Source organism: Pseudoxanthomonas sp. (assembly GCF_051953815.1).
In the GTDB taxonomy this organism is placed as follows: Bacteria; Pseudomonadota; Gammaproteobacteria; order Xanthomonadales; family Xanthomonadaceae; genus Pseudoxanthomonas_A.
This window is the reverse complement of the sequence record NZ_JBQCIJ010000042.1, coordinates 1-25545: the sequence shown is the minus strand read 5'-3', so window position 1 is coordinate 25545 and position 25545 is coordinate 1. Positions and strand designations below refer to the sequence as shown.

Here is a 25545-nt window from a genome sequence, read left to right as displayed (position 1 = left end):
CATGGAATCCCTGTCCCTGTTTCTTTCCGACAGCGACGCGACCGACATGCTCGGACGCGCGCTGGCCTTGAGTCGGCCCGCGAGCGCCGTCGTCCATCTGCAGGGCGACCTGGGCGCTGGAAAATCCACGCTGGCGCGCGCGTTGCTGCGGGCGCTGGGCGTGCAGGGCGCCATCCGCAGCCCCACCTACACGCTGGTCGAACGTTATCCGCTGGATGACGGTGAAGCGTGGCATCTGGATCTGTACCGCATCGGTGATGCGGGGGAACTGGATTTCCTTGGGTTGGACGAGGGCAGCGCCACGCTCTGGCTGGTGGAATGGCCCGAGCGCGGCGGGGCAGGCTTGCCGGCCTGCGACCTGCGGGTGCGGCTGGCGGTGGACGGAATCGGCCGTTCGGCCCGGCTGGAAGCCCTCAGCGGGCCTGGCCGGGACTGGCTGGCGCGCCTGGCGGAAGATCGCCAGTTGCCTCGATCACCTGTCCAGGCGGTGTAGGAAGATCCGGCAGGTCACGGATTATTAAGGGAAAACTTCTTGCATTCCGGCGCGGTTGGTGCTTGAATCCGCCGCATGCGCCCGGGGAAGCCTCCATTCCAACGTCTTCGCATCGCCGCCCTGGGGCTGGCGATGGCGACGGCGTGGGCCGGAGCGGCCAGCGCCGGCGAGGTCAGCGCGGTCCAGCTGAGCAACGGTGCGACCGGTACCCGGGCGGAAATCCATCTGCAGGGCAAGGGCGAATTCAAGACCCTGGCCCTCCACGGCCCGGAACGCCTGGTGGTGGATCTGCCGGCGTCCAGCGCCGCGCGCGGCCTGAAACTGCCGGCCGGCCAGGGCGCGGTCACCTCGGTGCGGACCGGCCAGCCCAGCCCGGGAACGCTGCGGGTGGTGTTCGATCTGGCGGGCCCCATCACCGCGCTGAAGCCGCGCGTGGAAAACGCGGGCGATGGCGCGCGCCTGGTCATCGAATGGCCGGGTGACGGTCCGGCCAACACGGTCGCCAAGGCGCCCCCGTCGACGGCTCCCGCATCCACATCTTCTTCCACGCCGACCGGGTCGCCGGCGTCGGCCGCGCCCGCGCCTTCGGCGGGGCAGGCCACCGCGGCCCTGGCGGCGCAGGTCGCGCAGCAGGCCAATGCACCGTCGCCGCGGGCACCGGAGCAGGCGCCGGCCTCGCCGTCGCCGCAGGCGATTCTCAATGGCCAGCCCACCGCCCAGGTCGTACCGACGCAACCGAACACCGCCGGGGTGACGCCGGGCGGCGTGCCGTACACCATCGCAACCGGAAAGCCGGCCACGCCGGCGCCGGAAGAACAGACCGCCGCCGCGGCGCCGCAGGAACCCGCGCCCAAGGTCGGCATGCGCGCCGGCATGCGTCCGCTGATCGTCGCCATCGATCCCGGCCACGGTGGCCAGGATTCGGGCGCGGTCGGCCAGGGCGGGACCTACGAGAAGAACGTGGTGCTGGCGATCGGTCGCGAACTGGCGCGCCAGATCAACGCCACGCCGGGCATGAAGGCCTACATGACGCGCGACAGCGACGTCTTCATTCCGCTCAACATGCGCGCCCGCAAGGCCCGCGCGGCCGGTGCCGACATCTTCGTGTCCATCCACGCCGACGCCGCGGAAAACCGCGCGGCGCGCGGTTCCTCCGTGTACGTGCTGTCGCTCAAGGGCGCGTCCTCGCAGCGCGCGCGCTGGCTGGCCGACAAGGAAAACGCCTCCGACCTGATTGGCGGCGTCGCCCTGCAGAAAGTCGACAACACGCTGGGTTCGGTACTGCTGGATCTGGCCCAGAGCGGGCACATGCGCGCCTCGGAAGACGCCGCCAACCATGTGCTCGATGGCCTGAAGCGGGTCGGCAACAACCACAAGCCGAACATCGAACGCGCCAACTTCGCGGTGCTGCGCACCTCGGACATGCCGTCGATGCTGGTGGAAACCGCCTTCATCTCCAATCCGGACGAAGAGAAGCGGCTGAAGGATCCGGCCTACCAGCGCAAGGTCGCCAGCGCCGTGCTGGATGGCGTCAACACCTACTTCACCCGCCAGCCGCCGCCGGGCACGCTGTTCGCCGCACGCGCGCAGGCCGAAGCCGAGGCGCGCAGCGCCGCCGCGGGTGGCGCCGCCGGCGCGCCCTGAGCGCCCCGCGCCGGGGCAGCGCTCGGCTATCATCCGCATTGACTTCCCGCGACGGCGAACGCGCCGCCCCGACGTGCCGATCCGCCAACTGCCCGACACCCTCATCAACCAGATCGCCGCGGGCGAGGTGGTGGAACGCCCGGCGTCGGTGGTCAAGGAACTGGTTGAGAACGCGCTGGACGCGGGCGCGCGCCGCATCGACATCGATCTGGAGGATGGCGGCATCCGCCTGATCCGGATCCGCGACGACGGCGGCGGCATTCCCGCCGCGGAATTGCCGCTGGCGATCTCGCGCCATGCCACCAGCAAGATCACTTCGCTGGATGATCTGGAAGCCGTGGCCACGCTGGGGTTCCGTGGCGAGGCGCTGCCGTCGATCGCCTCGGTGAGCCGTTTCCTGCTGACCTCGCGGCGCGCCGGCGACGCACACGCCGCGGCGTTGCGCGTGGATGGGGGACAACTCGGTGAAGTGACGCCCGCACCGCATCCCCCGGGCACCACCGTCGAGGTGCGCGACCTGTTCTACAACGTGCCGGCGCGGCGCAAATTCCTGCGCGCGGGCCGCACCGAACTGGGCCACATCGAGGAGTGGCTGCGCTCGCTGGCATTGGCGCGCCCGGAGATCGAACTGCGGGTGGGCGTGGACGGCAAGCCGTCGCGCCGCTATCGGCCGGATGGCACCGATCCACTCGCGCGTGTGCGCGAGACCCTGGGCGAGACCTTCGTCGAACAGGCCCTGCGCATCGAACACATCGCCGCCGGCCTGCGCCTGCATGGCTGGATCGCGCAGCCAGGCTATTCGCGCGCGACCGGCGATCAGCAGTATCTGTACGTGAATGGCCGCGCGGTCCGCGATCGCAACATCGGCCACGCCGCCAAGAGCGCGTACAAGGAAGTGCTGTTCCATGGACGCCAGCCGGCCTACGTGCTGTTCCTGGAACTGGACCCCACGCGCGTCGATGTCAACGTGCATCCGGCCAAGCATGAAGTGCGCTTCCGCGACGCGCGCCTGATCTACGACTTCGTCCTGCGCACGCTGCACGAGGCCCTGGCCGAAACCCGGGCGACGATGGAGCAAGCGCTGGCGATGCCGCAGGGCGCCGAAGGGCTGGCCGGGCACGCCTTGCCGGCGGCGCAGGTGCGCGAAGCGCGCGCCTTCTACGAAGCGTTGTATGGCGATCACGGCGCCTTGCCGTCGCAGCCCGCGATGCCGCCCTTGCCCGCCATGCAGGACGGTGCGATACCGCCGCTCGGGTTCGCGATCGCGGTGCTGCATGGGCGTTACCTGCTGGCGCAGGACGAGACGGGGCTGGTGATGGTGGATCTGCCCGCCGCGCATCGGCAACTGATGCTGGCGCGCCTGCGCGCGGCGCGCGCGGGCATCGGCCTGCTCGCCCAGCCGCTGCTGTTGCCGATGGAACTCGACGTGGATCCCGGGCAGGCGCGTTGGAGCGTGCGGCATGCGGCCTGGCTGGCGTCGCTCGGCCTGACCGTCGAATCCGCGGGGGACGCCCGCCTGCGCCTGCGCGCGGTACCGGCGTTGCTGGTGGACGCCGATCCGCGGGCATTGCTGCATGATGTGCTGGCGGCCTGCGCCGGGGACGAGGCCACGGGCGACGGACCGGTGGACGCCGCGCTGGCGGTGATGGCGCGACATGGCGCGCCGGCGCCGCGCGGCATGACGCTGGCGGAAATGAACGCCCTGCTGCGCGAGGTCGAGCGCATCGAGGCGCGCGAAGGCGAAGCAGGGGGACTCTGGCGGCGCTTGGGCCTGCCGGAGATCGAACAAGGATTCAGGCGGGGGACGTGATGGGACATTGGCAACGATATGCCGGCATCGCTGGACTGCTCCTGCTGGCCGCCTGCCAGCGCGAGGCAGCCGATGGCCGGGCGCAGGCGCCCAAGGCGCAGGACGCCGCCTTCGTGGCGGCCGAGCAGCAATGGCGTCGCGAACGCCACGACGAATTGACCAAACCCGACGGTTGGACCAGCCTGGTCGGCCTGCACTGGATCCAGTTGAAGGCGCATTACATCGGCAGCGGTCCGGACAGCGGCATCCGTCTGGCGGTGGGCCCCGCGAAGCTCGGCATGATCACCGACGAGGACGGCCGCATCCACTTCACCCCGGAACCCGGCGTGGCGGTGACCCTCAACGGACAGCCGTTGAGGAACAAGGCTGAAATCCCCAGCGATCACGATGAGTCGCCTGGCGTCCTGGGCTTCGACGACGGCAAGGGATGGCTGACCGTGATCGAACGTGGCGGTCGGCACGCGCTGCGGGTGAAGCATGCCGACGCGGCCAGCCGTCTGCAGTTCGCGGGTCTCAAGTACTGGCCGGTGGATGCGGGCTGGAAGGTCCAGGCGCGTTTCATTCCACACCCGCCCGGCAAGACGATTCCCATCGTCGACATCATCGGCGTCACCACGCCTTCGCCGAATCCCGGCGCGGTCGAGTTCGAGCGCGAGGGACGCCGCTATCGACTGGAAGCACTCGGCGAGCCGGGGGGCGAACTATTCTTCGTGCTGGCCGATCGCACCAGTGGCCACGGCAGCTATCCGGCCGGCCGCTTCCTCGATGCGTCCGCGCCGGTCGATGGCAAGGTCTGGCTGGATTTCAACCAGGCCTACAACCCGCCCTGCGCGTTCACCCCGTTCGCGACCTGTCCGCTGCCGCCACCGGAAAACCGCCTGGACCTCGCGATTACCGCCGGTGAGCAGACGTACAAGCCCGCGTCCGCGAAGGCGGCGCACCCATCACAGAAGGCCACGCCATGAATCAGGAACCCTGCGGGAAGAAGATGCGCCGGTTGCGCGCCGCCGGTCTGGCCGCGCTCGTCGCGCTCGCATGCCCGGTATTCGCCGATGCGCCGAAACCGCAGGCCGAAGCGCCGGTGCCGTTGTTGTGGAAGGTTTCAGACAGCGACAACGCGGTGTACCTACTGGGTTCGTTCCACATGCTGAAGCCGGCGGACTATCCGTTGGCGCACGACGTGGATGGCGCCTTCGCCGACGCCGAATCGTTGATGTTCGAACTGTCCCCGGACGAGGTGGGGCCGGCGTTGTCGACCCAGATGATGCAAGCCGCGCTGCGCAGCGACGGCAAGACCCTGCGCGATGATCTGGACGAGGCGACCTGGACGAAACTGGAGGCCTATGCCGGCAGGAACGGCATGCCGATGGCCAACCTGGCCGCCTTCAAGCCCTGGTTCGTCGGCCTGACCATCAGCGTGACCGAGATGATGCGGCAGGGGCTGGATCCCAAGATCGGCCTGGATGCGCATTTCATGGAGCAGGCCAAGGCCGCCGGCAAGCCCGCCAGCGGGCTGGAACACGCGGCGGATCAGATCACGCTGCTGGACGGCATGGACGCGGTGGAGCAGCGGCAGTTCCTCAAGGAGGTCCTGGAACAGGCGGAGAAGGGCCCCGGCCAGACCGAGAAACTGCACGCGGCCTGGCGGCGTGGCGACGCCACGATGCTGTGGGAGGAAATGGCGGCGGAGATGAAGCGCGACTATCCGCGCCTGTACCAGCGCATTAATGTCGACCGCAACGACAACTGGGTGCCGAAGATCGAGAAGCGGCTGACCGAGTCCTCCAGCGACGACACGCTGGTGATCGTGGGTGCGCTCCACCTGCTGGGCAGTGATGGCGTGGTCGAGAAGCTGCGCGCGCGCGGCTACCGGGTCGAGCGCATCTGCTCGGCGTGCGAGGCGCCGCGGAAGTAGACAGGAACGCGCGGATATCCGCGCGCAACGGAAACGCAGGCTATGGAGCCGGCATCATCACGATGCAATCGACCGGGCAGGCCGGCACGCACAGCTCGCAGCCGGTGCACAGCGGATCGATGACCACATGCATGTGCTTGGCGCCACCGATGATGGCGTCGACCGGACAAGCCTGGATGCATTTGGTGCAGCCGATGCAGTCGGCCTCGATGACCCGCGCGACCGCGGGCGCCTTGTGTTCGCCGCGCTCGCGGTCATAGGGCAGCGCCGGGCGATCGAGCAGGCGCGCCAGCGCACGCGCGCCGGCATCGCCACCGGGCGGACAGCGGTCCACCTCCGCCTCGCCGCGCGCCATCGCCTCGGCATAGGGCCGGCAACCGTCGAAACCGCATTGGCCGCACTGGGTCTGCGGCAGCAGCCGGTCGAGCCGTTCCACCAATGCGGGCGTGGGAGCGCTCATGTCAGGACGAATTCCCGCCGCGGCCAACGAAGTCGGATCGCGTGAGCGCGTGTCAGCGAACCGGCATGCCCGGCTGCGCGCCGCTGTCGACGTCCAGCAGGGCGAGCGCGCCGCCGTCGAAGCCGGCCGACAGGATCATGCCTTCGCTCAGGCCGAAGCGCATCTTGCGCGGGGCCAGGTTGGCGATGAACACCACGTGGCGGCCAACCAGCTTCTCCGGTTCGCCGTAGCTGGCGCGGATGCCGGAGAAAATCTGGCGCTTGCCAAGATCGCCCGCATCCAGCTCGAAGCGCAGCAGCTTGTCCGAACCGTCGACGAACTCGCAGGCCAGCACCTTGCCGATGCGCAGATCCAGCTTGGCGAAGTCGTCGATGCCGATGAACGCGGTCGCACCGTCCGCGGGTTCCTGTTTGGCAGACGCGGCAGGCGCCTGCGCGGCGGCCTTCGCCGGTGCGGGCGCGGCGGCGGTGGGTGCGAGGGTTTCCTTGGAAGCTTCGGTCATGGCGTCGATCAATTTCGGGTCAATGCGGGTGAACAGGGCGGTATAGGGCTGGATGGAGACGCCGGTCAGGGGCGCGTCCAGATCCGCCCAGGCGGTGACCGGCGAAGCCAGGAAGGCTTCGGCCTCGGCGGCCGTGCGCGGCAGCACCGGTTTGAGCGCGGCGGCCAGCACGCGGAACAGGTTCAGGCCCTGGGTGCAGACCGCCTGCAGTTCGGCGTCGGCGCCGTCCTGCTTGGCGATCACCCAAGGCTTCCTGTCGTCGATATAGCGGTTGGCCTCGTCGGCCAGCGCCATGGTCGCGCGGATCGCCGCGGCCGGGTCGTTGCGTTCGTAGGCTTCGCGCACCGGCGCCAGCGCGGCGACGAAGCGGTCGTACATCGCGCGGTCCGGCAGCGCGTCGGCCAGTCGACCGGCAAAGCGCTTGTCGATGAAGCCGGCGCAACGGCTGGCGAGGTTGACGAACTTGCCGACCAGATCCGCATTCACCCGCGCGGTGAAGTCGCCCAGGTTCAGATCCAGATCGTCGACGCCGCCGGACGATTTCGCCGCGTAGTAGTAACGCAATGCTTCGGCTTCCAGGCCAACGTCCAGATAGGTGCGCGCCTTCACGAAGGTGCCGCGCGACTTGGACATCTTGGCGCCGTCCACGGTCAGGTAACCGTTGACGTGCAGGCGGGTCGGCGCGCGATGGCCGGTGCCATGCAGCACCGCCGGCCAGAACAGCCCGTGGAAGTTCACGATGTCCTTGCCGATGAAGTGGTGCAGCTCCACGTCGGTGCCCGCGCGCAGGTGCGCCTCGAAATCCAGGCCTTTTCGCGCGCACAGCACCTTGAAGCTGCTCAGGTAGCCAATCGGCGCATCCAGCCACACGTAGAAGTACTTGCCCGGCGCGCCCGGAATGCCGAAGCCGAAATACGGCGCATCGCGCGAAATGTCCCACGCGCGCAGGCCACCCTCGGCGTCCAGCCATTCCATCAGCTTGGCCTTCACGCCCGGCAGCGCCACGTCACCGGCCAGCCACTCGCGCAGGAACGCTTCGAAACGACCGACCTCGAAGAAGAAATGCTCCGAATCGCGGACCTCCGGCGTGGCGCCGGACAGCACCGACTTGGGATCCTTCAGGTCGGTGGGCGCGTAGGTCGCCCCGCACACTTCGCAGTTGTCGCCGTACTGATCCGGTGAACCGCAGTTGGGGCAGACGCCCTTGATGTAGCGATCCGGCAGGAACATGCCCTTGGCCGGGTCGTAGAACTGGGCGACGTTGCGGCGGGCGATGTGGCCGCCGGCGTCCAGCTTCGCGTAGAACGCCTCGGTCAACTCGCGGTTGGTCGCCGAATTGGTCGAATCGTAGTGGTCGAAGGCCACGCCGAAGGCGGCGAAATCGTTCTCATGGCCGGCCTGGATGTCGGCGACGAAGGCCTCCGGCGTGGTGCCCGCCTTTTCCGCCGCCAGCATGATCGGGGTGCCGTGGGTATCGTCGGCGCAGACGAAATGGGTGGTGTTCCCGGCCAGTCGGCGGGCACGGACCCAGATGTCGGCCTGGATGTAGCCGACCAGATGGCCCAGGTGCAGCGGGCCGTTGGCGTAGGGCAGGGCGGTGGTGACGAGGGCGGTGCGGCTCATGGCGGACGGCTTGCGGGGAGTCGGCCATTATCGCACGCCCCAAAAGGACAGCCCGGCGCGGAGCCGGGCTGTGGGGAACGCTGAATCCGGCGGCGCTTACTCGCGCTGCCAGGTCTGCGCGCGGCAGATGAAGGCGATGCAGCCTGACACATCCAGCTTCTGGCCGCCGGCCTGCAGTTCCATCTTGGACTTGTAGGTCTTGCCGTTGGCCGGGTCCAGGATGGTGCCGCCACTCCATTCGTTGGCGCCGTCGGCCTTCAGGCCCCACAGGATGACCATGCCCTTGACCGGCTTGTCCTTGCGGTCGCCGGTGCACTTGTCGCAGGTCGGGTTGGGGCCGCGGTCCGAATGCAGCACTTCGACCACCTTGCCGGCCAGCGAGCCGTTGGTGGTGGTGTAGATCTCCACGATCGACTTCACCTTGCCGGTCTTGTCGTCGATGGTCTTCCAGCGGCCCACGGCGCCATCGGCGGCGGACGCGGCCAGGGATGCCGCCAGCAGCGGCAGGGCCAGCAGGGTGGCGGTCAGGATCTTGCGCATGTTCCCCTCCCAGGGAGTTGGACGAACCGGCGGAACCCGCCGGAATGGCCTCCTTTATACCGCATCCGCTGGCGTATGGAAGCGGGCCGCGCGGCCGGTTCAGCCACGGCCGGTGGCTGGAAAGGCGGGGGCCGGGCGAGAAACGGGGCAAAAAAGAGCCCCGCCTTGCGGCGGGGCTCCAGTGCTGCATGCGCCAAGCGCGGCTTGCTTACTTGCCGAACTTGTAGCGGGCTTCCACGAAGAACGAACGGCCGTACACGTTGTACAGGGCGTTGTTGTACGGCGTGGCCTCGTTGCCGGGATAGCTGCGGGCCTGGTCTTCCGGGGTCTTGTCCAGCAGGTTGTTGACCATGAAGGAGAATTCCAGGTTGTCCATCGGCGCGTAGTTCACGCTCATGTTGTAGGTGATGTACGGCGCCCACCAGCCGGCACGCGGGTCGGTGAAGCCACGGGTGTTGTAAGCGACCCAGTTCGGCGTCTTGCCGATGCGGTTCGCGTAGACCGTGGTGGTCCACTTGTCCTTGTTCCAGGCCACCGACAGGTCGGCGCGGGTCTTGGCGTACGCGTCGTACACCCACATGGAGTACGGGTCGCGCAGCAGGTCGATCGCGGGATCGCCCGGCAGCGGGGTGACCGTGTGCTTCAGCGTGTTGGTGTAGTTGCCGGCGAACTTCAGCGCGCCGAAGCGGCCGATGTCCAGCAGGTAGTTGACGCTGGCGTTGACCGCGCGCAGCTTCTGCTTGGCGACGTTGACCTTCGGCGTGAACACGGTCTCGATCGCGCCGCTGCCGTCACGCGTGATCCAGGCCAGCGCGTTCTGGCAACCCTGCGAACCGGTGTCCATCTGGCCGGTGCGGCAGTAGTACTCCATCAGCGACAGCTGGTCGGTGCTCTGCAGGTCGACTTCGTTCTCGATGTCCCATGCGAAGTAGTCCACCGACATCGACAGGTTGTTGCTCGGCGCCCACACCACACCGGCGCTCCACACGTCGGCGGTGATCGGCTCCAGCTTCGTGTTGCCGGCCTGCTGGCCGAAGAACTGCGAATCGTCGTAGGCGCAGTCGGCGGTGTTGCCCGGCAGGTAGCCTTCCTGGGCGCAGCGGTAGTAGTCGGTCACTTCGTCGTAGTAGCCGCTGACACCCTGGAAGGTGTCGGACAGGGTCGGCGCGCGGAACGCGGTGCCGTACTTGCCGCGCAGCAGCAGGCTTTCGATCGGGCGGTATTCCAGGCCGATGCTGTAGGTCGGCTTGTCGACGGTTTCGCCATAGGCGTCGAACGCGTCATAGCGACCGGACAGGGTCACGGTCAGCGGTTCCAGCACCGGCAGGCGCAGTTCGCTGGTGACCGCGTAGCGGGTGCGGTGACCGGCGCCGCTGACGGCGGTGGTGCCCCACACCTGCGATTCCAGCGTTTCCGGATCGGCGATCAGGCGTGCGTCGGGGGTGTAGTCCCAACCCTGGTTGCCGCCTTCGACCACCACGGCCAGGCCGGCGTCGCCGCCCGGCAGCGAGAACAGCGCGCTGTTGGTGACCTGCGCGCGGATCATGTTGTCCCAGGTCTTGCTGCGCGAGGTCGCGAAGCCGGTGAAGCTGGCGAAATCGGCCGGCGACATCGGGGTGTAGAACGCCGCGTAGTCCGGACGGAACACCGGGTACAGGCCCTGCACCGGATCCAGGCCCAGCTGCGGGCCCAGCACGTTCTGCTCGAAGTAGTTGTTGATCGGATCCGCCCAGCGGGCGAAGCGGCGCTGCTTCAGGCGGTACTCGGTGCGGGTCAGGCCCAGATCCCAGTCCCAGTTGCCCAGTACGCCATTGGCGCCGAAGGTCACCGAGTAGGAACTGCTGCGATCGGTGTTCATGATGTCGCGGTAGCCCTGGCCGCCGATGTCCTCGGGCGAGAACGCGCGCTGCAGGTTGACCAGCGCATCGAGGTCCGGATCGTAGAAGTAGCCGTACTTGGCGCTGGTGCTCCACCAGGTGTAGGCCGAGCCGGTGGCGTACTTCACCTCTTCATGGCTGTACAGCACGTCGCCGTAGAACTGCAGGCTGTCGCTGACGTCGAAGGTGGCGTGGCCGTAGGCCTGCGCCGACTCCTTGCCGTTGGTGATGGTGCGGTAGCCCGGCGTGGCGAACGAGCCGCAGTACTGGCCGAAGCCCGGACGGTTCTGCAGGCCCTCGCTGCCACCGAACTGGCCGCCGACGGTGGAGCAGTTGTTCGGATCCAGGAAGAAGTAGCCGTTGTTGGCGGCCTTGATGCCGCCGTCGGCCGCGTAGTTCCTGTAGCCGGCGACCAGGTAGTCGCGGCTGGCCAGCGGCGGGGTGTAGCCGTTGACGTTGTACTGCTTGGTCAGATCGCGCTGGTAACCCCAGATCGGATCCTTGGTTTCGGCCTGGATGCCGGCCAGCACGTTCAGGCGGCCGTCGTAGCCGGTGAAGCCCTTGGCCAGGCTGACGCGGAAGCTGTCGCCGCCGCCGTCGCCATAGGCGCCGCCGCGCACGCTGAGCGCGCCGCCGTCCATGTTCTTCTTCAGGATGATGTTGATGACGCCGGCAATCGCGTCGGAACCGTACAGGGAGGACTGGCCGCCCGGCAGGATTTCGATGCGCTCGACCAGATCGATCGGAATGCCGCTGATGTTGTTGAAGGTGTCGCTGCCGTTGTACAGCGCCGGATAGTTGGCCATCGGGCGGCCGTCGATCAGGTACTTGGTGTAGCCGGGATCAAGGCCGAACATGCTGACCGTCTCGGCGCCCTGGGTGAACGAGGCGGAGGTCTGGCCACCCTGCACGCCGCCGGTGGAGAACGCGGACTGCTGCAGGGCATCGGCGACGCTGGTGAAACCGCGGGTCTTGATGTCCTCGGCGGAGATCGTGGTGACCGGGGTGAAGTTTTCCAGCTGGGTCTGGGGAATCAGCGAACCGGTGACCGTGACCTTGTCGAGGTTGGTGGTGTCGCCGGCGGGAGCGGGGGAGGTGTCTTGAGCGAAAGCGGCGGTCGGCGCCAACAGGACGGCGACCATCGCCGCGGTCAGGCGGCTCCGCTTGATGTTGCGAACTGGCATTGCTTGTTATTCCTTGGAACAGATTGCAAAAGGTGCGGCCCTTCGCGCTGTTCCCTCAGCCAGACCACAGAGTTCCCCGACATTCCTGGGGGGCGGCGAACTTAACACGTGTTTAACCCGTTCTGTAACGCTTGTTACTGTTTGTGAAGACGGGCGGACAGGCGTGGTTAAGCGGTCCGGGAAAAAAGAAAGCCCGGCTTGCGCCGGGCTTTCGTGTCGCGGGCTGCTTCGATCCGATCAGTTGAACTTGTAGTCGAACTGCACGAACACCTCGCGGCCAATCGGGCTGTAGGCGCGCCAGAAGTAGGGATAGGTGTTGAAGGTGTCGTCGCGCGGATGCAGCTTGTCGAACACGTTGTTGACGTACACGCCCACCGTCGCCTTGTCCGTGATCTTCTTCGCCACGTTGAGGTTCCACAGGATGTACGGTGCGATGCGTCCGGTCTCGGCCCAGTTCGGCAACGAACCCCAGCGGGTGTAATAGGCCGCGGCGCGCCAGTCGTTCTTCTCCCAGCTGACCGTGCCGTTGATGCGGCTGCGGAAGTTGAAGTACTGGGGATGGTCGCGGACATTGATCATGTCGCCGCCTTCGAACTCCTGGAAGTCGAGCTTGAGCACATGCGTCCAGTTCAGCTGGAAGCCGAACGAGCCCCAGCGATCCGTATCCAGTTCGTAACGCCACGCCGCATCGATGCCGCTGGTCTTGTTGAGCGACTGGTTGATGGGGAATGAACGGAACTGTTCGACCTGCTCATCGGCCAGACCGCCGGAACCCGCGCGCTCCACCAGTGCGGTATAGAACTGGCAGGTGCTGGAGTTGGGATCCACCGGCTGCCCGTCGCGCGTCTGTCCAAGCAGACAGTCGGCTTCGTTGCGGAACAGCAGGCCGGAGATGTCGCCCACCGCATCCTTCAGCTCGATGTTGTAGTAATCCACGGAGATCGACATCTGCTCGGTGAGGTCCCAGACAAATCCGACCGTGGTCGATTTGCCGGTCTCGGCCTCCAGGTTCGGATCGCCCCGGCGGGTTCCGAACACCTGGTAGTTGTAGTCCGCGCCCGCGCAGGGATTGGGACTCACGCGCGGATCGAAACCATCGCGACGACACTTGTACTCGTCGAAGATCTGGGTGTAGAAGCCCGACTCCTCGGCGAAGATGTAGTGCATGTCCGGCGCGCGGAAACTGGTGGCATGGCTTGCGCGCAGCAGCAGGCTTTCCACCGGCCGCCATTCGAGGCCGACCTGCCAGGTGCTGGCGCCATCGATCTCGCTGATGTCATCGAACTTGTCGTAACGGCCGGCCAGGTTGGCCTTGAAGTTGCTGGTGATCGGCACGCTGAACTCGACGCCAAACGCATAGCGCGTGCGATCACCGTGTCCGCCGGAACTGGTCAGGTTGTAGATGGGTTCGGGGCCGGTATAGGTCGGCGAGGTGCGCGCGTCGGGCTTGACTTCGTACTTCTGCTTGGCGCCCTCCAGCACCGCCGCCATGCCGACCGGGCCGGCCGGCAGCTCGAACAGATCGCCCGAGAGCACGAAGTTCGCCTGGGTAACGCTGGATTCCGCGCGATCCCTGACCAGGGTGTTGAGCGAGGCGAAGGTCGCCGGGTCGATCGGATTGAAGAAGCGATCCAGATTGAGCTCGAAGGAATCGTAGGCGTCGAAGTAGGGGTCCGGCCCCAGCGACTCGCCCAGGAAGTAGTCGTTCAGCGGATTGGCGAGGAAGCGTGGCTGGGAGGTATTGAGCTTGTACTCGGAGCGCGACAGCGTGGCGTCCCAATCGAAACGGCCATTGGCGAAATTGCCTCGCAGGCCGACCGCGAAGTCGAGCGATTTCTCCTCGCTGGTGGTGACCAGGTTGCCGCCGGTCTCGGACGGCGTGAAGATGCGCTGGGGCTGCACGAAGGCGCCGAAGGGAAGTTCCTCGGACGTGACATTGGGCGCGAAGATGTAGTCCGGGGTCGTCCAGAACTGGGTGCCGGACGTGAACTTGGCTTTCGCGCGGGTGTAGTTGAACTGCGCCCAGCCCTGCATGCCGCCTTCGAAATCCCATGTTCCGTACAGGTACGCCGACTGGTTGCTATCGGAGTTGCGGATGGACTGGGTGGCCGGATAACCGGGATAACCGCAGCGTGGGCCGGTATAGACCGAAGAGGTTTCGAAGAAGTAAATCTCGAAGTCCTTGAAGCGGTCGCAGGTGGCCTGTGCGCCATCCGGGAAAATGCGCGAGCTGTTGAAGCCATCGAACAGCAACAGGCCCTCGGTGGGATTGATGTCGTCACGCGAGCGGCCGGGTTCGTCGTAGAAGGAATCCATGAAGCTGCGCTGCGAGGCGAAGATCTCCTCGCGTTCGAGCGCCTCGAATGCGTAGGTGAGGCTCCAGTTGTTGCCGGTCTTGCCGCCAACCCACTGGAGCCGGCCGGTATCGCCGCCGCCGCGGGCGGTGGTGCCGGCGCGCACCGAAAGCTGATCACCATCGAAATTGGTCTTCATGATGATGTTGACGACGCCGGCGACGGCGTCGGAACCGTAAATCGCCGAGGCGCCGCCGGTCAGCACCTCGATGCGCTCGATCGCCGCGGCCGGAATGTTGGCAAGATTCACCGCGTTGGACTGGCTGTTGTAGGGCAGCGGATAGTCGGCGGCGCGCCGGCCATTGATCAGGATCAGCTGATAACCCGGGCCGAGGCCGCGAAGATTGAGGAAGCTGGCATTCGGCGTGAAGCCGTTCTGGACCAGTTCGTTCTGCACGCTGCCGGTGAACTGGGTCAGTGTGTTCAGCGCGTCGTAAACGGTGGAAAAGCCTTCCTTCTCGATGTCGGCCGCAGTCACCACGACAACCGGTGCGGGGCCTTCGACATCCACGCGCTTGATGCGTGAACCGGTCACGGTGACCTTGTCCAGCGTCTGAGCGCCCTGCGTCGGGGGCGACGTCGACGAGGAAGCGGAATCCTGCTGGGCGTCCTGGCCGTGGGCCAGCACGGGAGCCATCAGGACGGTGAACATGGCGGTCGCCAGGCGACTGCGCGGGAACGGGCGCTTGTTGCCACTACGCATAGCATCTACCCCCAGAGCTGATTGGTGTGCGACGAACGGCCCTTCCTTGGCCTTCCCCAGTTGCCAAAAATCCGTTAATTCGACGCTAGCACGACTGAAATCACATTTCTACTTTCTCAAGTAATTGATTATCAAAGGTAATTTGAATTACCCAGGCGTTGCGAGGCAAAAAAGCCCAATGGGAATCGGCCGAACTTTGCGAGTCGAGAGGCCCGGGGGCGGGGCCATTGACTGGAATGAGGCGCAATGCGCCTCCGACTCCGGGAGCGATCCGCCCCGGCGGCATCAACGATGCAGCGGCCCAAAAAAAGAACCCGGCGTTGCCGCCGGGTTCTTCTGGTTTGCCTGCTATCAGAACCGGTACTTCAGGGTCAGATAGAAGCGGCGGCCCAGCGGGTCCGCACCCACGTACGGATCAAAGAAGGGATAGCCGGTGTTGCTGACGTCGAAGCGGTACTGATTGTCGGTGACGTTGACCACCGTGAAATCAGCCGACACGTTGTCGCCGAACTTCTTCGAAACCTGCAGGTTGTACAGCATGAACGGAGCCAGGCGACGCGAGTAATGGCGTCCGGTCTGGCTGTCGACGCCATCCGCCAGGGCGCTGCTGCGCGCGGTGCCGAAGCGGGTGCCGAAGACCGTCGCCGACCAGTCACCCTTCGACCAGTTGAGCGAACCGCGGGCGCGGCTGCGCGAGTTGCGGCTGGGTTCGTCGCGGTAGTCGATCAGTTCATCCTGCTCGTACTGCTTGTACTTGTCGGTCAGCACCAGCGAGTAGCCCAGATCCAGGCGGAACGTGCCCAGGCGATCCGTATCGAGGCGGTACTTGTAGGTCGCATCGATGCCGCTGGTATCGGTCAGCGCCGCGTTGATGTACGCGGAGTTGATACGCTGGATGACGCCGGTGGACGAACCACCCTGACGGGTCACCAGTGCATACACGTTCTGGCAGTAGACCGAGTTGGTGCCATGCTCGAACGGGCTGCCGTCGGCCTTCACGCCGAGACGGCAGTTGGCCTCGTTGTCCAGCAGCGTCGCCACGGCCAGCTGCAGGGCCTGGTCTTCGAGCTTGATGCGGTAGTAGTCCACCGACATCGACATGCCTTCCATGATGTCCCAGACGAAGCCCGCGCCGAAGCTCTTGCCCTTCTCTTCCTCGAGCAGGGGGTTGCCCGCGACGACCGTCTGCATCTGGTAGATGGTCGGGTCACCGGAGACGTTGCACTGCGCGAGGGTGCGCGGACCCAGCGCGTCGGCCGGACCGGTGCCCGCGCGGCAGGAGTAGCGGTCGAGGCTGTTGGCGTACGAAGCCGCGCCTTCCGCGAAGACCTGCTGCATGTCCGGGGCACGGAAGCTGGTGGCATAGGACGCGCGCAGCAGCAGGCTGCTGAACGGACGCCATTCCAGACCGAACATTGAGGTGACGGCATCGTCCACCGCGGTGATGTCGTCGTACTTGTCGTAACGGCCCGCGATCTGGGCGCTCAGGCTGTCCAGAATCGGAACGCGGAACTCGATGCCCAGCGCATAACGGTTGCGCTCGCCCTTGGTGCGGCCGGCGCTGCCCAGGCCGAAGACGGTCTGATCATCGAGCGGACGGGTCGGGCTGGTGCGCGGATCGCTGTTGAGGTCGGTGGTCTGGCGGCCCGCTTCGAGCACGCCGGCAAAACCGACCGCACCTGCGGGAAGTTCGAACAGATCGCCGCTGACGTTGAAGTTGAACGTCGCCGAGGTCGCCTTCGCGGTGTTGGCCACGGTGGTCGTCATCGAGCGGTACTGCTCGGGCGTCATCGGGGTGTTCCAGCGGTCGAGGTTCAGCTCGTACTCCGGAAGGGTGACCCCATTGACCGTCCGCCAGCCCAGCTGCGGGCCGAGGAAGTAGTCGTGCACCGACTTGGACAGCAGCTTGGGACGGGTCGCCTCGTAGTCGTAGCGCGAATAGGCGACGCTGGCTTCCCAGTCGAACCGGTCGGCGAAGTCACCGCGGACGCCCGCCATGATGTCGTAGCTCTTCTCGTCGTATTCGGTGGTGACCGCGTCGCTGCCACCCACTTCGAACGGATTCAGCACGCGCTGCAGGAACGTCGGGCTGTTGAAGCGGCGGTCGTAATAGCCGGCCAGCTGCGCGCCGGCCTGGCTGCGCATGAACTGATCGCTCGAGGTGCTCCAGAACTCGGTGCCCGAGCTGGATTCGGCGTCGCTCTTGTAGAACGAACTGGAAGCGAACAGCTGGACGCTGTCGTTCAGGTCGAACGTGCCGTAACCGTAGGCGGTGTAGAACTGGTTCTTGTTCGAGATCGAACGGGACGCCGGCTGGGTGAACGAACCGCAGTAGCGGCCGCGCGTGGCCGTGGTGACGGTCGTATACCCGAAGGCATCGCAGTTGGCCTGGCCCGGATAGTAGACGCTGCTGCCCAGCACGCCGGTACGCGGATTGAAGTTCAGGGTCGCCAGCGACAGGCTGGGATTGGTGAACTGCGGACCCTTCGGGCCGCGGCGGCTGTCGGACAGCCAATCACGCTGGCTGGCGAACACCGGCTCTTCCGAACCGAACTGGAACGAGTAGACCGCGCTCCAGCGATCGCCGGTGCGGCCGCCGGTGTACTCGAGCGTCACGGAATCGCCACCGCCATTACTGGTGGTGCCGGTCGTCAGCTGGACGCTGTTGCCTTCGTACTGCTCGCGCAGAACGATGTTCACTACGCCGGCGATGGCGTCGGAACCGTAGATCGCCGAGGCGCCGCCGGTCAGGACTTCCACGCGCTCGACCGCGGCCGACGGAATCGCCCGGATGTTCACGACGTTGTTGTCGCGGTTGTAGGGGCTCGGATACTGGGCCGGGCGGCGACCGTTGACCAGGGTCAGGGTGTAGCCGGGACCCAGGTTGCGCAGGTTGACGACCTGGGCATTGGGGGTGAAGCCGGTGACCGCCAGATCGCCGGTGAAGGACGCGGAGGTGTTCTGGGTCAGCGTCTGCAGCATGTCCGCAACGGTATTGAAACCTTCGCGTTCGATGTCGGCGCGGGTGATGACAGTGACCGGAGCCGGTCCTTCGATTTCGGCACGCTTGATGCGTGAACCGACGACCGAGACCTTGTCCAGGTTGGTGGTACCACTGTCGGACGACTGCGACGACGAATTGTCCTGGGCGGACGAACTGTCCTGAGCGAATGCCGCTGTGGTCGGCAGCACGAGTGCCGCGATGAGGGCGGCGCACAGGTGGTTGCGCTTCAATGCGCGTGAGTTACGAACTGGCATGTGGTGAATCCCCTAAAGGAAGACGCGGCGAAAGTGGTCGTTCCGTCGACCCGCCACATCAATGTGAAATCCTTGTTACGAAACTTAACACGGAGATAACGATTGGTGTGACTTGCGTCATGCGAGGAGCGTAATTTGTATTGTTTTGTGATGATTGTCACATTTTTCGGGGGTTTTTCCCGTAGCGCAGCAAAAAAGAAACCCGGCCGAGGCCGGGTTTCTTTATTCACATGGGTGCTGGACGTCAGCGGAAGGTGTACTCGAACTGCGCCGAGATTTCGCGGCCGACCGGGCTGAACGCACGCCAGAAGTACGGATACGAATTGTAGGTGTCGTCCTTCGGATGGAAGTTGTTGAAGATGTTGTTCACGAACAGCGTCAGCTTGGCCTTGTCCGTGATCCGCTTGCTGACGTTCGCGTTCCAGACGAAGTAGGGGCCGGTTCGACCATAGCTTTGGCCCTTGGCCGCGCGGGCGTCGGAGATTCCCCAGGCCGGAACGCTGCCGTAGCGGACCATGAACAGGTTGGCCGACCAGTCATCCTTTCTCCAGGCGGCGCTGCCCCGGATGCGGCTGCGGAAGTTGTAGTTGCCGTAGTAGTCGCGGTAGTCCTCGTCCACCTTGTCGGTGGCGAACTGCTGGTACTCCTCGGCGAGGGTGTGGGTCCAGGCCAGTTGGGTATTGAAGGTGCCCAGGCGATCGGTGTCGAAGCGGTAGTTGATGGTGGCATCGATGCCGTTGACGCGGTTGTAGGCGGTGTTGACCGGGCCGCTGCGGATGTTGCTGACGCGATCGGTGGGCTCGCCGGGCGCCGGATCGCGGGTGACACGGCCCAGGATCTCCTGGCAGAAGGCCGAGCCCGCCTCGAACTTGAACGGCTGGCGGTTGCGATCCAGGCCGGTGCGGCACCCGCCTTCCATCTCGATGATGTAGGCCGAGGTCAGGTTCGACACCGCGCCATACAGGCGGATGTTGAAGTAGTCCACGCTGATGGAGAGGTCATCGAGGATGTCCCAGACCACGCCGGTGGTGAACGACTTGCCGGTTTCCTCTTCCAGCGTGGGCTCGCCCATGCTGGTGGCGAACATCGAGTAGTTGTAGGTCGCACCGTTGCAGGTGGCCTGGCCCGGCGTGCCGCCGGAGGACAGGCAGCGATAGTAGTCCAGCGTGGTCGTGAAGGAGCCACTGCCTTCATTGAACACGTAGTGCATGTCCGGCGCCTTGAAGCTGGTCGAATAGCTGCCGCGGAACAGCAGGTTTTCGAGCGGGCGCCACTCCAGGCCGGCGCCCCAGGTCTTGGCGTCGTCGACGTTGGTGATGTCGTCGTACTTGTCCCAGCGGCCGGACAGGCTGGCCGTCAGCGAAGACAGGATCGGAACGTTGAACTCCACGCCGGCGGCGTAGCGGTTGCGGTCACCGCCACCGCTGGTGCCGGTCAGGTTGTAGATCTCGCGGCGGCTGGGGAGCAGGCGTTCGTCGGTGTTGAGGGTGTAGCCCTGCTCGCTGGCTTCGACGACGGCCGCCATGCCCAGCGGGCCGGCCGGCAATTCGAACAGATCACCGGAGATGGTGAACTGGGCCTGGTTGACGTAGGACTCGGCGTCGTAGGTCACGACCGTCGACATGTCCGCGAACTGCTGCGGCGTCAGGGCGGTGTAGTAGCGGTCCAGGTTCAGGCGGTAGACCGGCAGACCCGACTGGGTGCCCTGGCGTGCACCGAAGAAGTACGAGGTCACCTTGTCGCCGTCCAGGCGCGGACGGGTGCGATCGGCGTTGTACTCGGCGCGGCCCAGGGTGACGTCCCAGTCCCAGCGGTCGGCGATGGTGCCGCGGAGGCCCACGGCCAGATCAAACGACTTCTCGGTGAACCGCTGGTACAGCTTGTCGAGACCACCGACTTCCTGCGGGGTGAACAACCGCTGGATGGTCATGGAGCTGTTGAACTGCGGGTCGTAGTAGTTGGAGAACACGCCGAGGCCATCGATGTGCGGACCGCTGATGAACTCGGTGCCGCCAGTCAACTTCGACTTCGAATGGTAGGCGCTGAGGCTCGCCCAGGCCTGCAGGCCGCTGTCGAAATCGAAGGTGCCGTAAAGATAGCCGGAGAGATCGCGGTTGCCGTTGGTGATGGTCTGGTAGGCGGAGTTCTTGTAGCTGCCGCAGGCCTGGCCTAGATTGGTGATCACGCCGGTGGTCGCATTGCGCGACTGGAAGTTCCAGCGCACCCATTCGTCACCCAGTTGTTCGCACGCGCCGGCGCGCGGGGTCAGGTAAGAACCCGTCGTCGAACCCGAATTGCGACGCAGCAACATGGTGGAAGTGGGTTGGATGCCGACAACCGCGGGGGGACGGGGATTGTCCAGCGACGAGTCCATGAAGTCGCGCTGGGTGCCGAAGATCGGTTCATCGGCGAAGTACTCGAATGCGTACGTCAGGCTCCAGTTGTCGCCGGTGCGCCCGCCAATCCACTGCACGTCGCCGAAATCGCCGCCTCCCTCGGTCGTGGTGCCGCCACGAAGCTTGAACACGTCGCCCTCGAAGTTGGTCTTCAGGATGACGTTGACCACGCCGGCGACCGCATCCGAGCCATAAATCGCCGATGCGCCGCCCGCGAGGATCTCAATGCGATCGACCGCGGCGGACGGAATGTTGCCGAAGTTCTGGAAGTTGCTCTGGCCGTTGTAAGGGAACGGATAGTCGGCCGCGCGGCGACCGTTGATCAGCAGCAGGGTGCGGCCGGGACCCAGGCCACGCAGGTTGACCGGGCTGCCGTTCGGCGTGAAGCCGCCCGCCGAATTGAGTTCGTTCTGGGTGACGCCGGTGTTCTGGCTCAGTGTCTCCAGGGCGTCGAACACCGTGGAAAAACCTTCTCGTTCGATTTGGTCGGCCGTGATGACCGTAACCGGCGCCGGGCCTTCGATATCCGCGCGCTTGATGCGCGAGCCGGTCACTGACACCTTGTCCAGGGTGTGGGTGGGCTGGTTTTCGGTCTGGCTGGAAGCCGGGGTGGCGGCCTGACCGGAGTCCTGCGCGAACGCGGAACCGGCGACGGTCAGGGTCAATGCGGAAAGCAGGGCCGCACTCAGGCGGCTGCGCGAGAGCGCGCTGACATTACGAACTGTCATGTAGTGAATCCCCTAAACTATGCAAGGTCTGCAGCCACCGGTCCGCCCCTTGGACGCCGCTGCAAAGTGAAAAATCTCCCTGTTCTTGGACGTTAACACGGCATAAATATCGTGTGATCGTTTTGTGAACGGATCGACCTTATTTTCCATTAGAACGTAATTCGTTTTTCGCATATGACCGATAAAACAAGGGTTTTTCCGCATGCGGTGCAGGCCAATCTCGCACCGTCTCCGCGCGTCAAGAACGTCATCGCCGTGGGCTCGGGCAAGGGCGGCGTGGGCAAATCGACCACCGCGGTCAACCTCGCGCTGGCCCTGCACGCGGAAGGAGCGAAAGTCGGATTACTCGATGCGGATGTGTACGGTCCCAGCATCCCGGCGATGCTCGGTCTGTCGGGACGTCCGGACAGTCCCGACAACAAATCCATCGAGCCGATGCGCGCGTTCGGCGTGGAGGCGATGTCGATCGGCCTGCTGGTCGATCAGGACACGCCGATGATCTGGCGCGGTCCGATGGCGACCTCGGCGCTGATGCAGTTGTTCACCGATACCCTGTGGGACGATCTGGACTATCTGTTGATCGACCTGCCACCGGGCACCGGCGACATCCAGCTGACCCTGGCTCAGAAGATCCCGGTGGCCGGCGCGGTGGTGGTGACTACGCCGCAGGACATCGCCACCCTGGACGCGCGCAAGGCGCTGAAGATGTTCGAGAAGGTCGAAGTGGCCGTGCTGGGCATCGTCGAGAACATGGCCGTGCACACCTGTTCGAACTGCGGCCACGTGGAGCATCTGTTCGGCGAAGGCGGCGGCCAGCGGATGGCGGCGCAGTACGGCGTGCCGCTGCTGGGTTCGCTGCCGCTGGACATCGCGATCCGGGAGCAGGGCGATGCCGGCCAGCCGGTGGTGGTCGCCGCGCCGGATTCCGCCGCCGCGCGGGCCTATCGCCAGGCGGCCCGGGCGCTGGTCGCCCAACTGGAAACCCGGCCGCGGGCCAAGCCCTCGATCCTGTCCTCGCTGCTGTAGGCCCGGCCGCTCCGGCGCCCGTCCGCCCGTGCCGGGCGGGCCCGGTGCCGGGCTGCCCTACAATGGCGGCCCCATCCGCCCCCGCCCCCGCACCAGGAACCCTGCATGAGCATCAAGAGTGACCGTTGGATCCGCCGCATGTCCGAGCAGCACGGCATGATCGAGCCGTACGAGCCGGGGCAGGTGAAGCAGGTCAACGGCGAGCGCATCGTCAGCTACGGCACTTCCAGCTACGGCTATGACGTGCGCTGCTCGCGCGAGTTCAAGGTGTTCACCAACATCAATTCGACGATTGTCGATCCGAAGCACTTCGATCCTGGCAGCTTCGTCGACATCGAATCCGACGTCTGCATCATCCCGCCCAATTCCTTCGCCCTGGCGCGCACGGTCGAGTACTTCCGCATCCCGCGCGACACCCTGGTGGTGTGCCTGGGCAAGAGCACCTACGCGCGCTGCGGCATCATCGTCAACGTGACCCCGCTGGAACCGGAATGGGAAGGGCACGTGACCCTGGAGTTCAGCAACACCACGCCGCTGCCGGCGCGCATCTACGCCAACGAGGGCGTGGCGCAGATGCTGTTCTTCCAGTCCGACGAAGTCTGCGAGACCTCCTACAAGGATCGCGGCGGCAAGTACCAGGGCCAGACCGGCGTGACCCTGCCGCGCACCTGAGGCGCGGCGGGCATCAGCCCAGGCGCGCTTTCCAGCGCGTGGTTTCCGCGGCGAGCGCCGCCTCGTCGTAGCGTTCGGCCTGGCCATGGCCCCACACGGGCCCCGGCCAGGCGGCGTCGCCTTCATGGCGGCCGACCAGATGGACATGCAGTTGGCGCACGATGTTGCCGAGCGCGCCGATGTTGAGTTTCCGCACCGTGGGGACCGCGCGGATCAATGCGCCGGCCTGGTTGATTTCCGCCAGCAGCAGCCGTTGCTGGCCGCCATCCAGGTCCAGCCATTCGCTGGCATCCGCCACCCGCGGCACCAGCAGCAGCCACGGGTAGCGCCGGTCGTTCATCAGCCGCACCTGCGAAAGCGGACCGTCGGCGACGAACACGCTGTCCGCGGCCAGCCGGGGATCCAGTTCAAAGCCGCTCATCCGATCTGCTCCGCCAGGAACGCCAGGCTGCGTGACCGCGCCAGTTCGGCGCTCTGGGCGTGGTAGATGTCCGGGCTGGCGTCGCGATTGAACGCGTGACCGGCCGGATAGGTGAAGACGGGAAGCCCGGGCAGGCGATCCCGGTGCAACTGGATGGCCGCGGGGGGAATCGAGGCGTCCAGCTCGCCGAAGTGGAACATCGCCGGCGCCGCGAGCGTCGAGCCGGACGGCATGTCCTCTAGGAACAGGCGGTTGCGCGAACCGTAGTAGCTCACCCCCGGCAGCCCCAGCCGCAAGGCCGACAGGAGGGCGACCGTGCCGCCCCAGCAGTAACCCACGGTGCCGACCTTGCCGGCCCACGCCAGCGCGCCCGCGGCGGCGGAGACCACGTCCAGCGCCGCGTCGAAACCCAGCTTGCCGATGAGTTCACGCCCACGATCGTGGGCGGAGGGGGCGTAGGGGAGTTCGACACCCGGTTCCACCAGATCGAAGAAGGCCGGCGCGAGCGTGGCGTAGCCGGCTTCGGCATAGCCTTCGGCCACGCTGCGGATATGCGCGTTGGCGCCGAAGATTTCCTGGATGATCACCAGGCCGCCGCGCGGCGCGCCCGTCGGCCGCGCCTGCCAGGCCGCGACCGGGCCGCGCGCGGTTTCGAGAGTGGTCCATTCGCCCATCGGGAACTCCTGCTGTGGTGCTGCGTGAAGGCCGCATTGTCGCCCATCGGGCGGAAGCGCCGGGTGACCGCACGCATCATTCAGCCTGCCGGACGGAGCGGCCGGGCGGGAAAGGTATAATCCGCGGCCCTCGGCGCCGATGCCGTTTCTCCCGTTCCCGCTTCCATGTCCCTGCAGAACCCCAAGGTGGGCTTCGTCAGCCTCGGCTGTCCCAAAGCCCTGGTCGACTCCGAACGCATCCTCACCCAGCTGCGCGTGGAGGGCTACGACATCGTGCCCACCTACCAGGCGGCGGACGTGGTGGTGGTCAATACCTGCGGGTTCATCGACGCAGCGGTCACCGAATCGCTGGACGCCATCGGCGAGGCGCTGGCCGAGAACGGCAAGGTCATCGTCACCGGCTGCCTGGGCAAGCGTCCGGAGCAGATCCGCGAGGCGCACCCGGACGTGCTGGCGATCAGCGGTCCGCAGGACTACCAGAGCGTGATGGAAGCGGTGCATGCGGCGCTGCCGCCCAGGCACGATCCGTTCCTGGATCTGGTGCCGGACTACGGCCTCAAGCTGACCCCGCGGCACTACGCCTATCTCAAGATTTCCGAAGGCTGCAATCACCGCTGCTCGTTCTGCATCATTCCGTCGATGCGCGGCGATCTCGTCTCGCGTCCGGTCGATCAGGTGCTGATCGAGGCCGAGAAGCTCGTCAAGGGCGGCGTCAAGGAGCTGCTGGTGATCTCGCAGGACACCAGCGCCTACGGCGTGGACGTGAAGTACGCCGAGCACCTGTGGCGCGACAGGAGCTACCGCACGCGGATGACCGAGCTGTGCGAAGGGCTGTCCGAACTGGGCGTGTGGACGCGCCTGCACTACGTCTACCCGTACCCCCACGTGGACGAGCTGATGCCGCTGATGGCGGCCGGCAAGATCCTTCCCTACCTGGATATCCCGTTCCAGCACGCCAGCCCCCGTATCCTCAAGCTGATGAAGCGCCCGGGCAACATCGACAAGACGCTCGAGCGCATTCGCAACTGGCGCAAGGCGGTGCCGGACCTCACCATCCGTAGCACCTTCATCGTCGGCTTCCCCGGCGAGACCGATGCCGAGTTCGAGGAGCTGCTGGACTTCCTGCGCGAGGCCGAGCTGGACCGCGTGGGCGCCTTCACCTATTCGCCGGTGGACGGCGCCAGGGCTAACGAGCTGCCCGACCCGGTCTCCGAGGAACTGAAGGAAGATCGCCTGGAGCAGTTCATGGCGGTGCAGGCGGAGAT

Annotated in this window: 17 protein-coding genes; 8 read left to right on the top strand and 9 right to left on the bottom strand. The window is 66.0% G+C overall.

Annotated features, from left to right (window positions below):
• Window position 1: 1 nt before the first annotated feature.
• The 5 genes from tsaE to ACTHN1_RS13030 all read left to right on the top strand — a co-directional run bounded on the left by tsaE (window position 2) and on the right by ACTHN1_RS13030 (window position 5862).
• Entirely contained in the window at window positions 2-493 is a 492-nt protein-coding gene (tsaE, locus tag ACTHN1_RS13050) for a tRNA (adenosine(37)-N6)-threonylcarbamoyltransferase complex ATPase subunit type 1 TsaE (protein ID WP_440471373.1), read from the top strand.
• 75 nt (window positions 494-568) lie between these two features.
• A complete protein-coding gene (locus ACTHN1_RS13045; RefSeq protein ID WP_440471372.1) occupies window positions 569-2137 on the top strand; it encodes an N-acetylmuramoyl-L-alanine amidase in 1569 nt (522 codons plus the stop codon).
• 73 nt (window positions 2138-2210) lie between these two features.
• Window positions 2211-3947 (top strand): DNA mismatch repair endonuclease MutL, encoded by a 1737-nt coding sequence (mutL, locus tag ACTHN1_RS13040; RefSeq protein WP_440471371.1) that lies wholly within the window; start codon window positions 2211-2213, stop codon window positions 3945-3947.
• On the top strand, window positions 3947-4912 hold the full coding sequence (locus tag ACTHN1_RS13035) for a DUF1684 domain-containing protein (RefSeq protein WP_440471370.1): 966 nt from the start codon (window positions 3947-3949) through the stop codon (window positions 4910-4912). The genes mutL and ACTHN1_RS13035 overlap by 1 nt, the downstream gene beginning before the upstream one ends.
• Window positions 4909-5862, top strand: coding sequence for a TraB/GumN family protein (locus ACTHN1_RS13030; protein WP_440471369.1), 954 nt, complete (start codon window positions 4909-4911; stop codon window positions 5860-5862). Before ACTHN1_RS13035 ends, ACTHN1_RS13030 begins: the two co-directional genes overlap by 4 nt.
• Window positions 5863-5902: 40 nt before the next feature.
• Here ACTHN1_RS13030 and rnfB read toward each other — a convergent pair whose 3' ends face one another.
• The 7 genes from rnfB to ACTHN1_RS12995 form a co-directional block, all read right to left on the bottom strand.
• Complete coding sequence (rnfB, locus tag ACTHN1_RS13025; protein ID WP_440471368.1) at window positions 5903-6322, bottom strand: Rnf electron transport complex subunit RnfB; 420 nt, start codon at window positions 6320-6322, stop codon at window positions 5903-5905.
• Between the two features lie 52 nt (window positions 6323-6374).
• Entirely contained in the window at window positions 6375-8447 is a 2073-nt protein-coding gene (gene metG, locus ACTHN1_RS13020) for a methionine--tRNA ligase (RefSeq protein ID WP_440471367.1), read from the bottom strand.
• Window positions 8448-8543: 96 nt separating this feature from the next.
• The gene (locus ACTHN1_RS13015; RefSeq protein ID WP_440471366.1) at window positions 8544-8987 is read right to left on the bottom strand and encodes a DUF2147 domain-containing protein; all 444 of its coding nucleotides are present in this window, start codon (window positions 8985-8987) and stop codon (window positions 8544-8546) included.
• Window positions 8988-9195: 208 nt separating this feature from the next.
• Window positions 9196-12048 carry a TonB-dependent receptor plug domain-containing protein gene (locus ACTHN1_RS13010; RefSeq protein ID WP_440471365.1) on the bottom strand — a complete coding sequence of 951 codons (2853 nt, stop codon included), beginning with the start codon at window positions 12046-12048 and terminating at the stop codon, window positions 9196-9198.
• A gap of 237 nt (window positions 12049-12285) precedes the next feature.
• Entirely contained in the window at window positions 12286-15054 is a 2769-nt protein-coding gene (locus tag ACTHN1_RS13005) for a TonB-dependent receptor plug domain-containing protein (protein WP_440471364.1), read from the bottom strand.
• 402 nt (window positions 15055-15456) lie between these two features.
• Complete coding sequence (locus tag ACTHN1_RS13000) at window positions 15457-18363, bottom strand: TonB-dependent receptor domain-containing protein (RefSeq protein ID WP_440471363.1); 2907 nt, start codon at window positions 18361-18363, stop codon at window positions 15457-15459.
• Window positions 18364-18607: 244 nt separating this feature from the next.
• Window positions 18608-21487: a TonB-dependent receptor plug domain-containing protein gene (locus ACTHN1_RS12995; RefSeq protein ID WP_440471362.1), complete on the bottom strand. Its 2880-nt coding sequence runs from the start codon at window positions 21485-21487 to the stop codon at window positions 18608-18610.
• A 174-nt stretch (window positions 21488-21661) separates the two neighbouring features.
• Here ACTHN1_RS12995 and apbC point away from each other — a divergent pair, with 174 nt between their 5' ends.
• Together apbC and dcd are read left to right on the top strand one after the other, a co-directional pair.
• Window positions 21662-22513 carry an iron-sulfur cluster carrier protein ApbC gene (gene apbC / locus ACTHN1_RS12990; protein ID WP_440471361.1) on the top strand — a complete coding sequence of 284 codons (852 nt, stop codon included), beginning with the start codon at window positions 21662-21664 and terminating at the stop codon, window positions 22511-22513.
• Window positions 22514-22618: 105 nt separating this feature from the next.
• Complete coding sequence (gene dcd / locus ACTHN1_RS12985; protein ID WP_141453330.1) at window positions 22619-23185, top strand: dCTP deaminase; 567 nt, start codon at window positions 22619-22621, stop codon at window positions 23183-23185.
• Window positions 23186-23198: 13 nt separating this feature from the next.
• Here dcd and ACTHN1_RS12980 read toward each other — a convergent pair whose 3' ends face one another.
• Window positions 23199-23606 carry an HIT domain-containing protein gene (locus ACTHN1_RS12980; protein ID WP_440471360.1) on the bottom strand — a complete coding sequence of 136 codons (408 nt, stop codon included), beginning with the start codon at window positions 23604-23606 and terminating at the stop codon, window positions 23199-23201.
• Window positions 23603-24280, bottom strand: a complete 678-nt coding sequence (locus tag ACTHN1_RS12975) for a dienelactone hydrolase family protein (protein ID WP_440471359.1) — start codon at window positions 24278-24280, stop codon at window positions 23603-23605. Before ACTHN1_RS12975 ends, ACTHN1_RS12980 begins: the two co-directional genes overlap by 4 nt.
• Before the next feature lie 165 nt (window positions 24281-24445).
• Here ACTHN1_RS12975 and rimO point away from each other — a divergent pair.
• A partial coding sequence (gene rimO / locus ACTHN1_RS12970) for a 30S ribosomal protein S12 methylthiotransferase RimO (RefSeq protein WP_440471358.1) occupies window positions 24446-25545 on the top strand: 1100 nt, incomplete at its 3' end.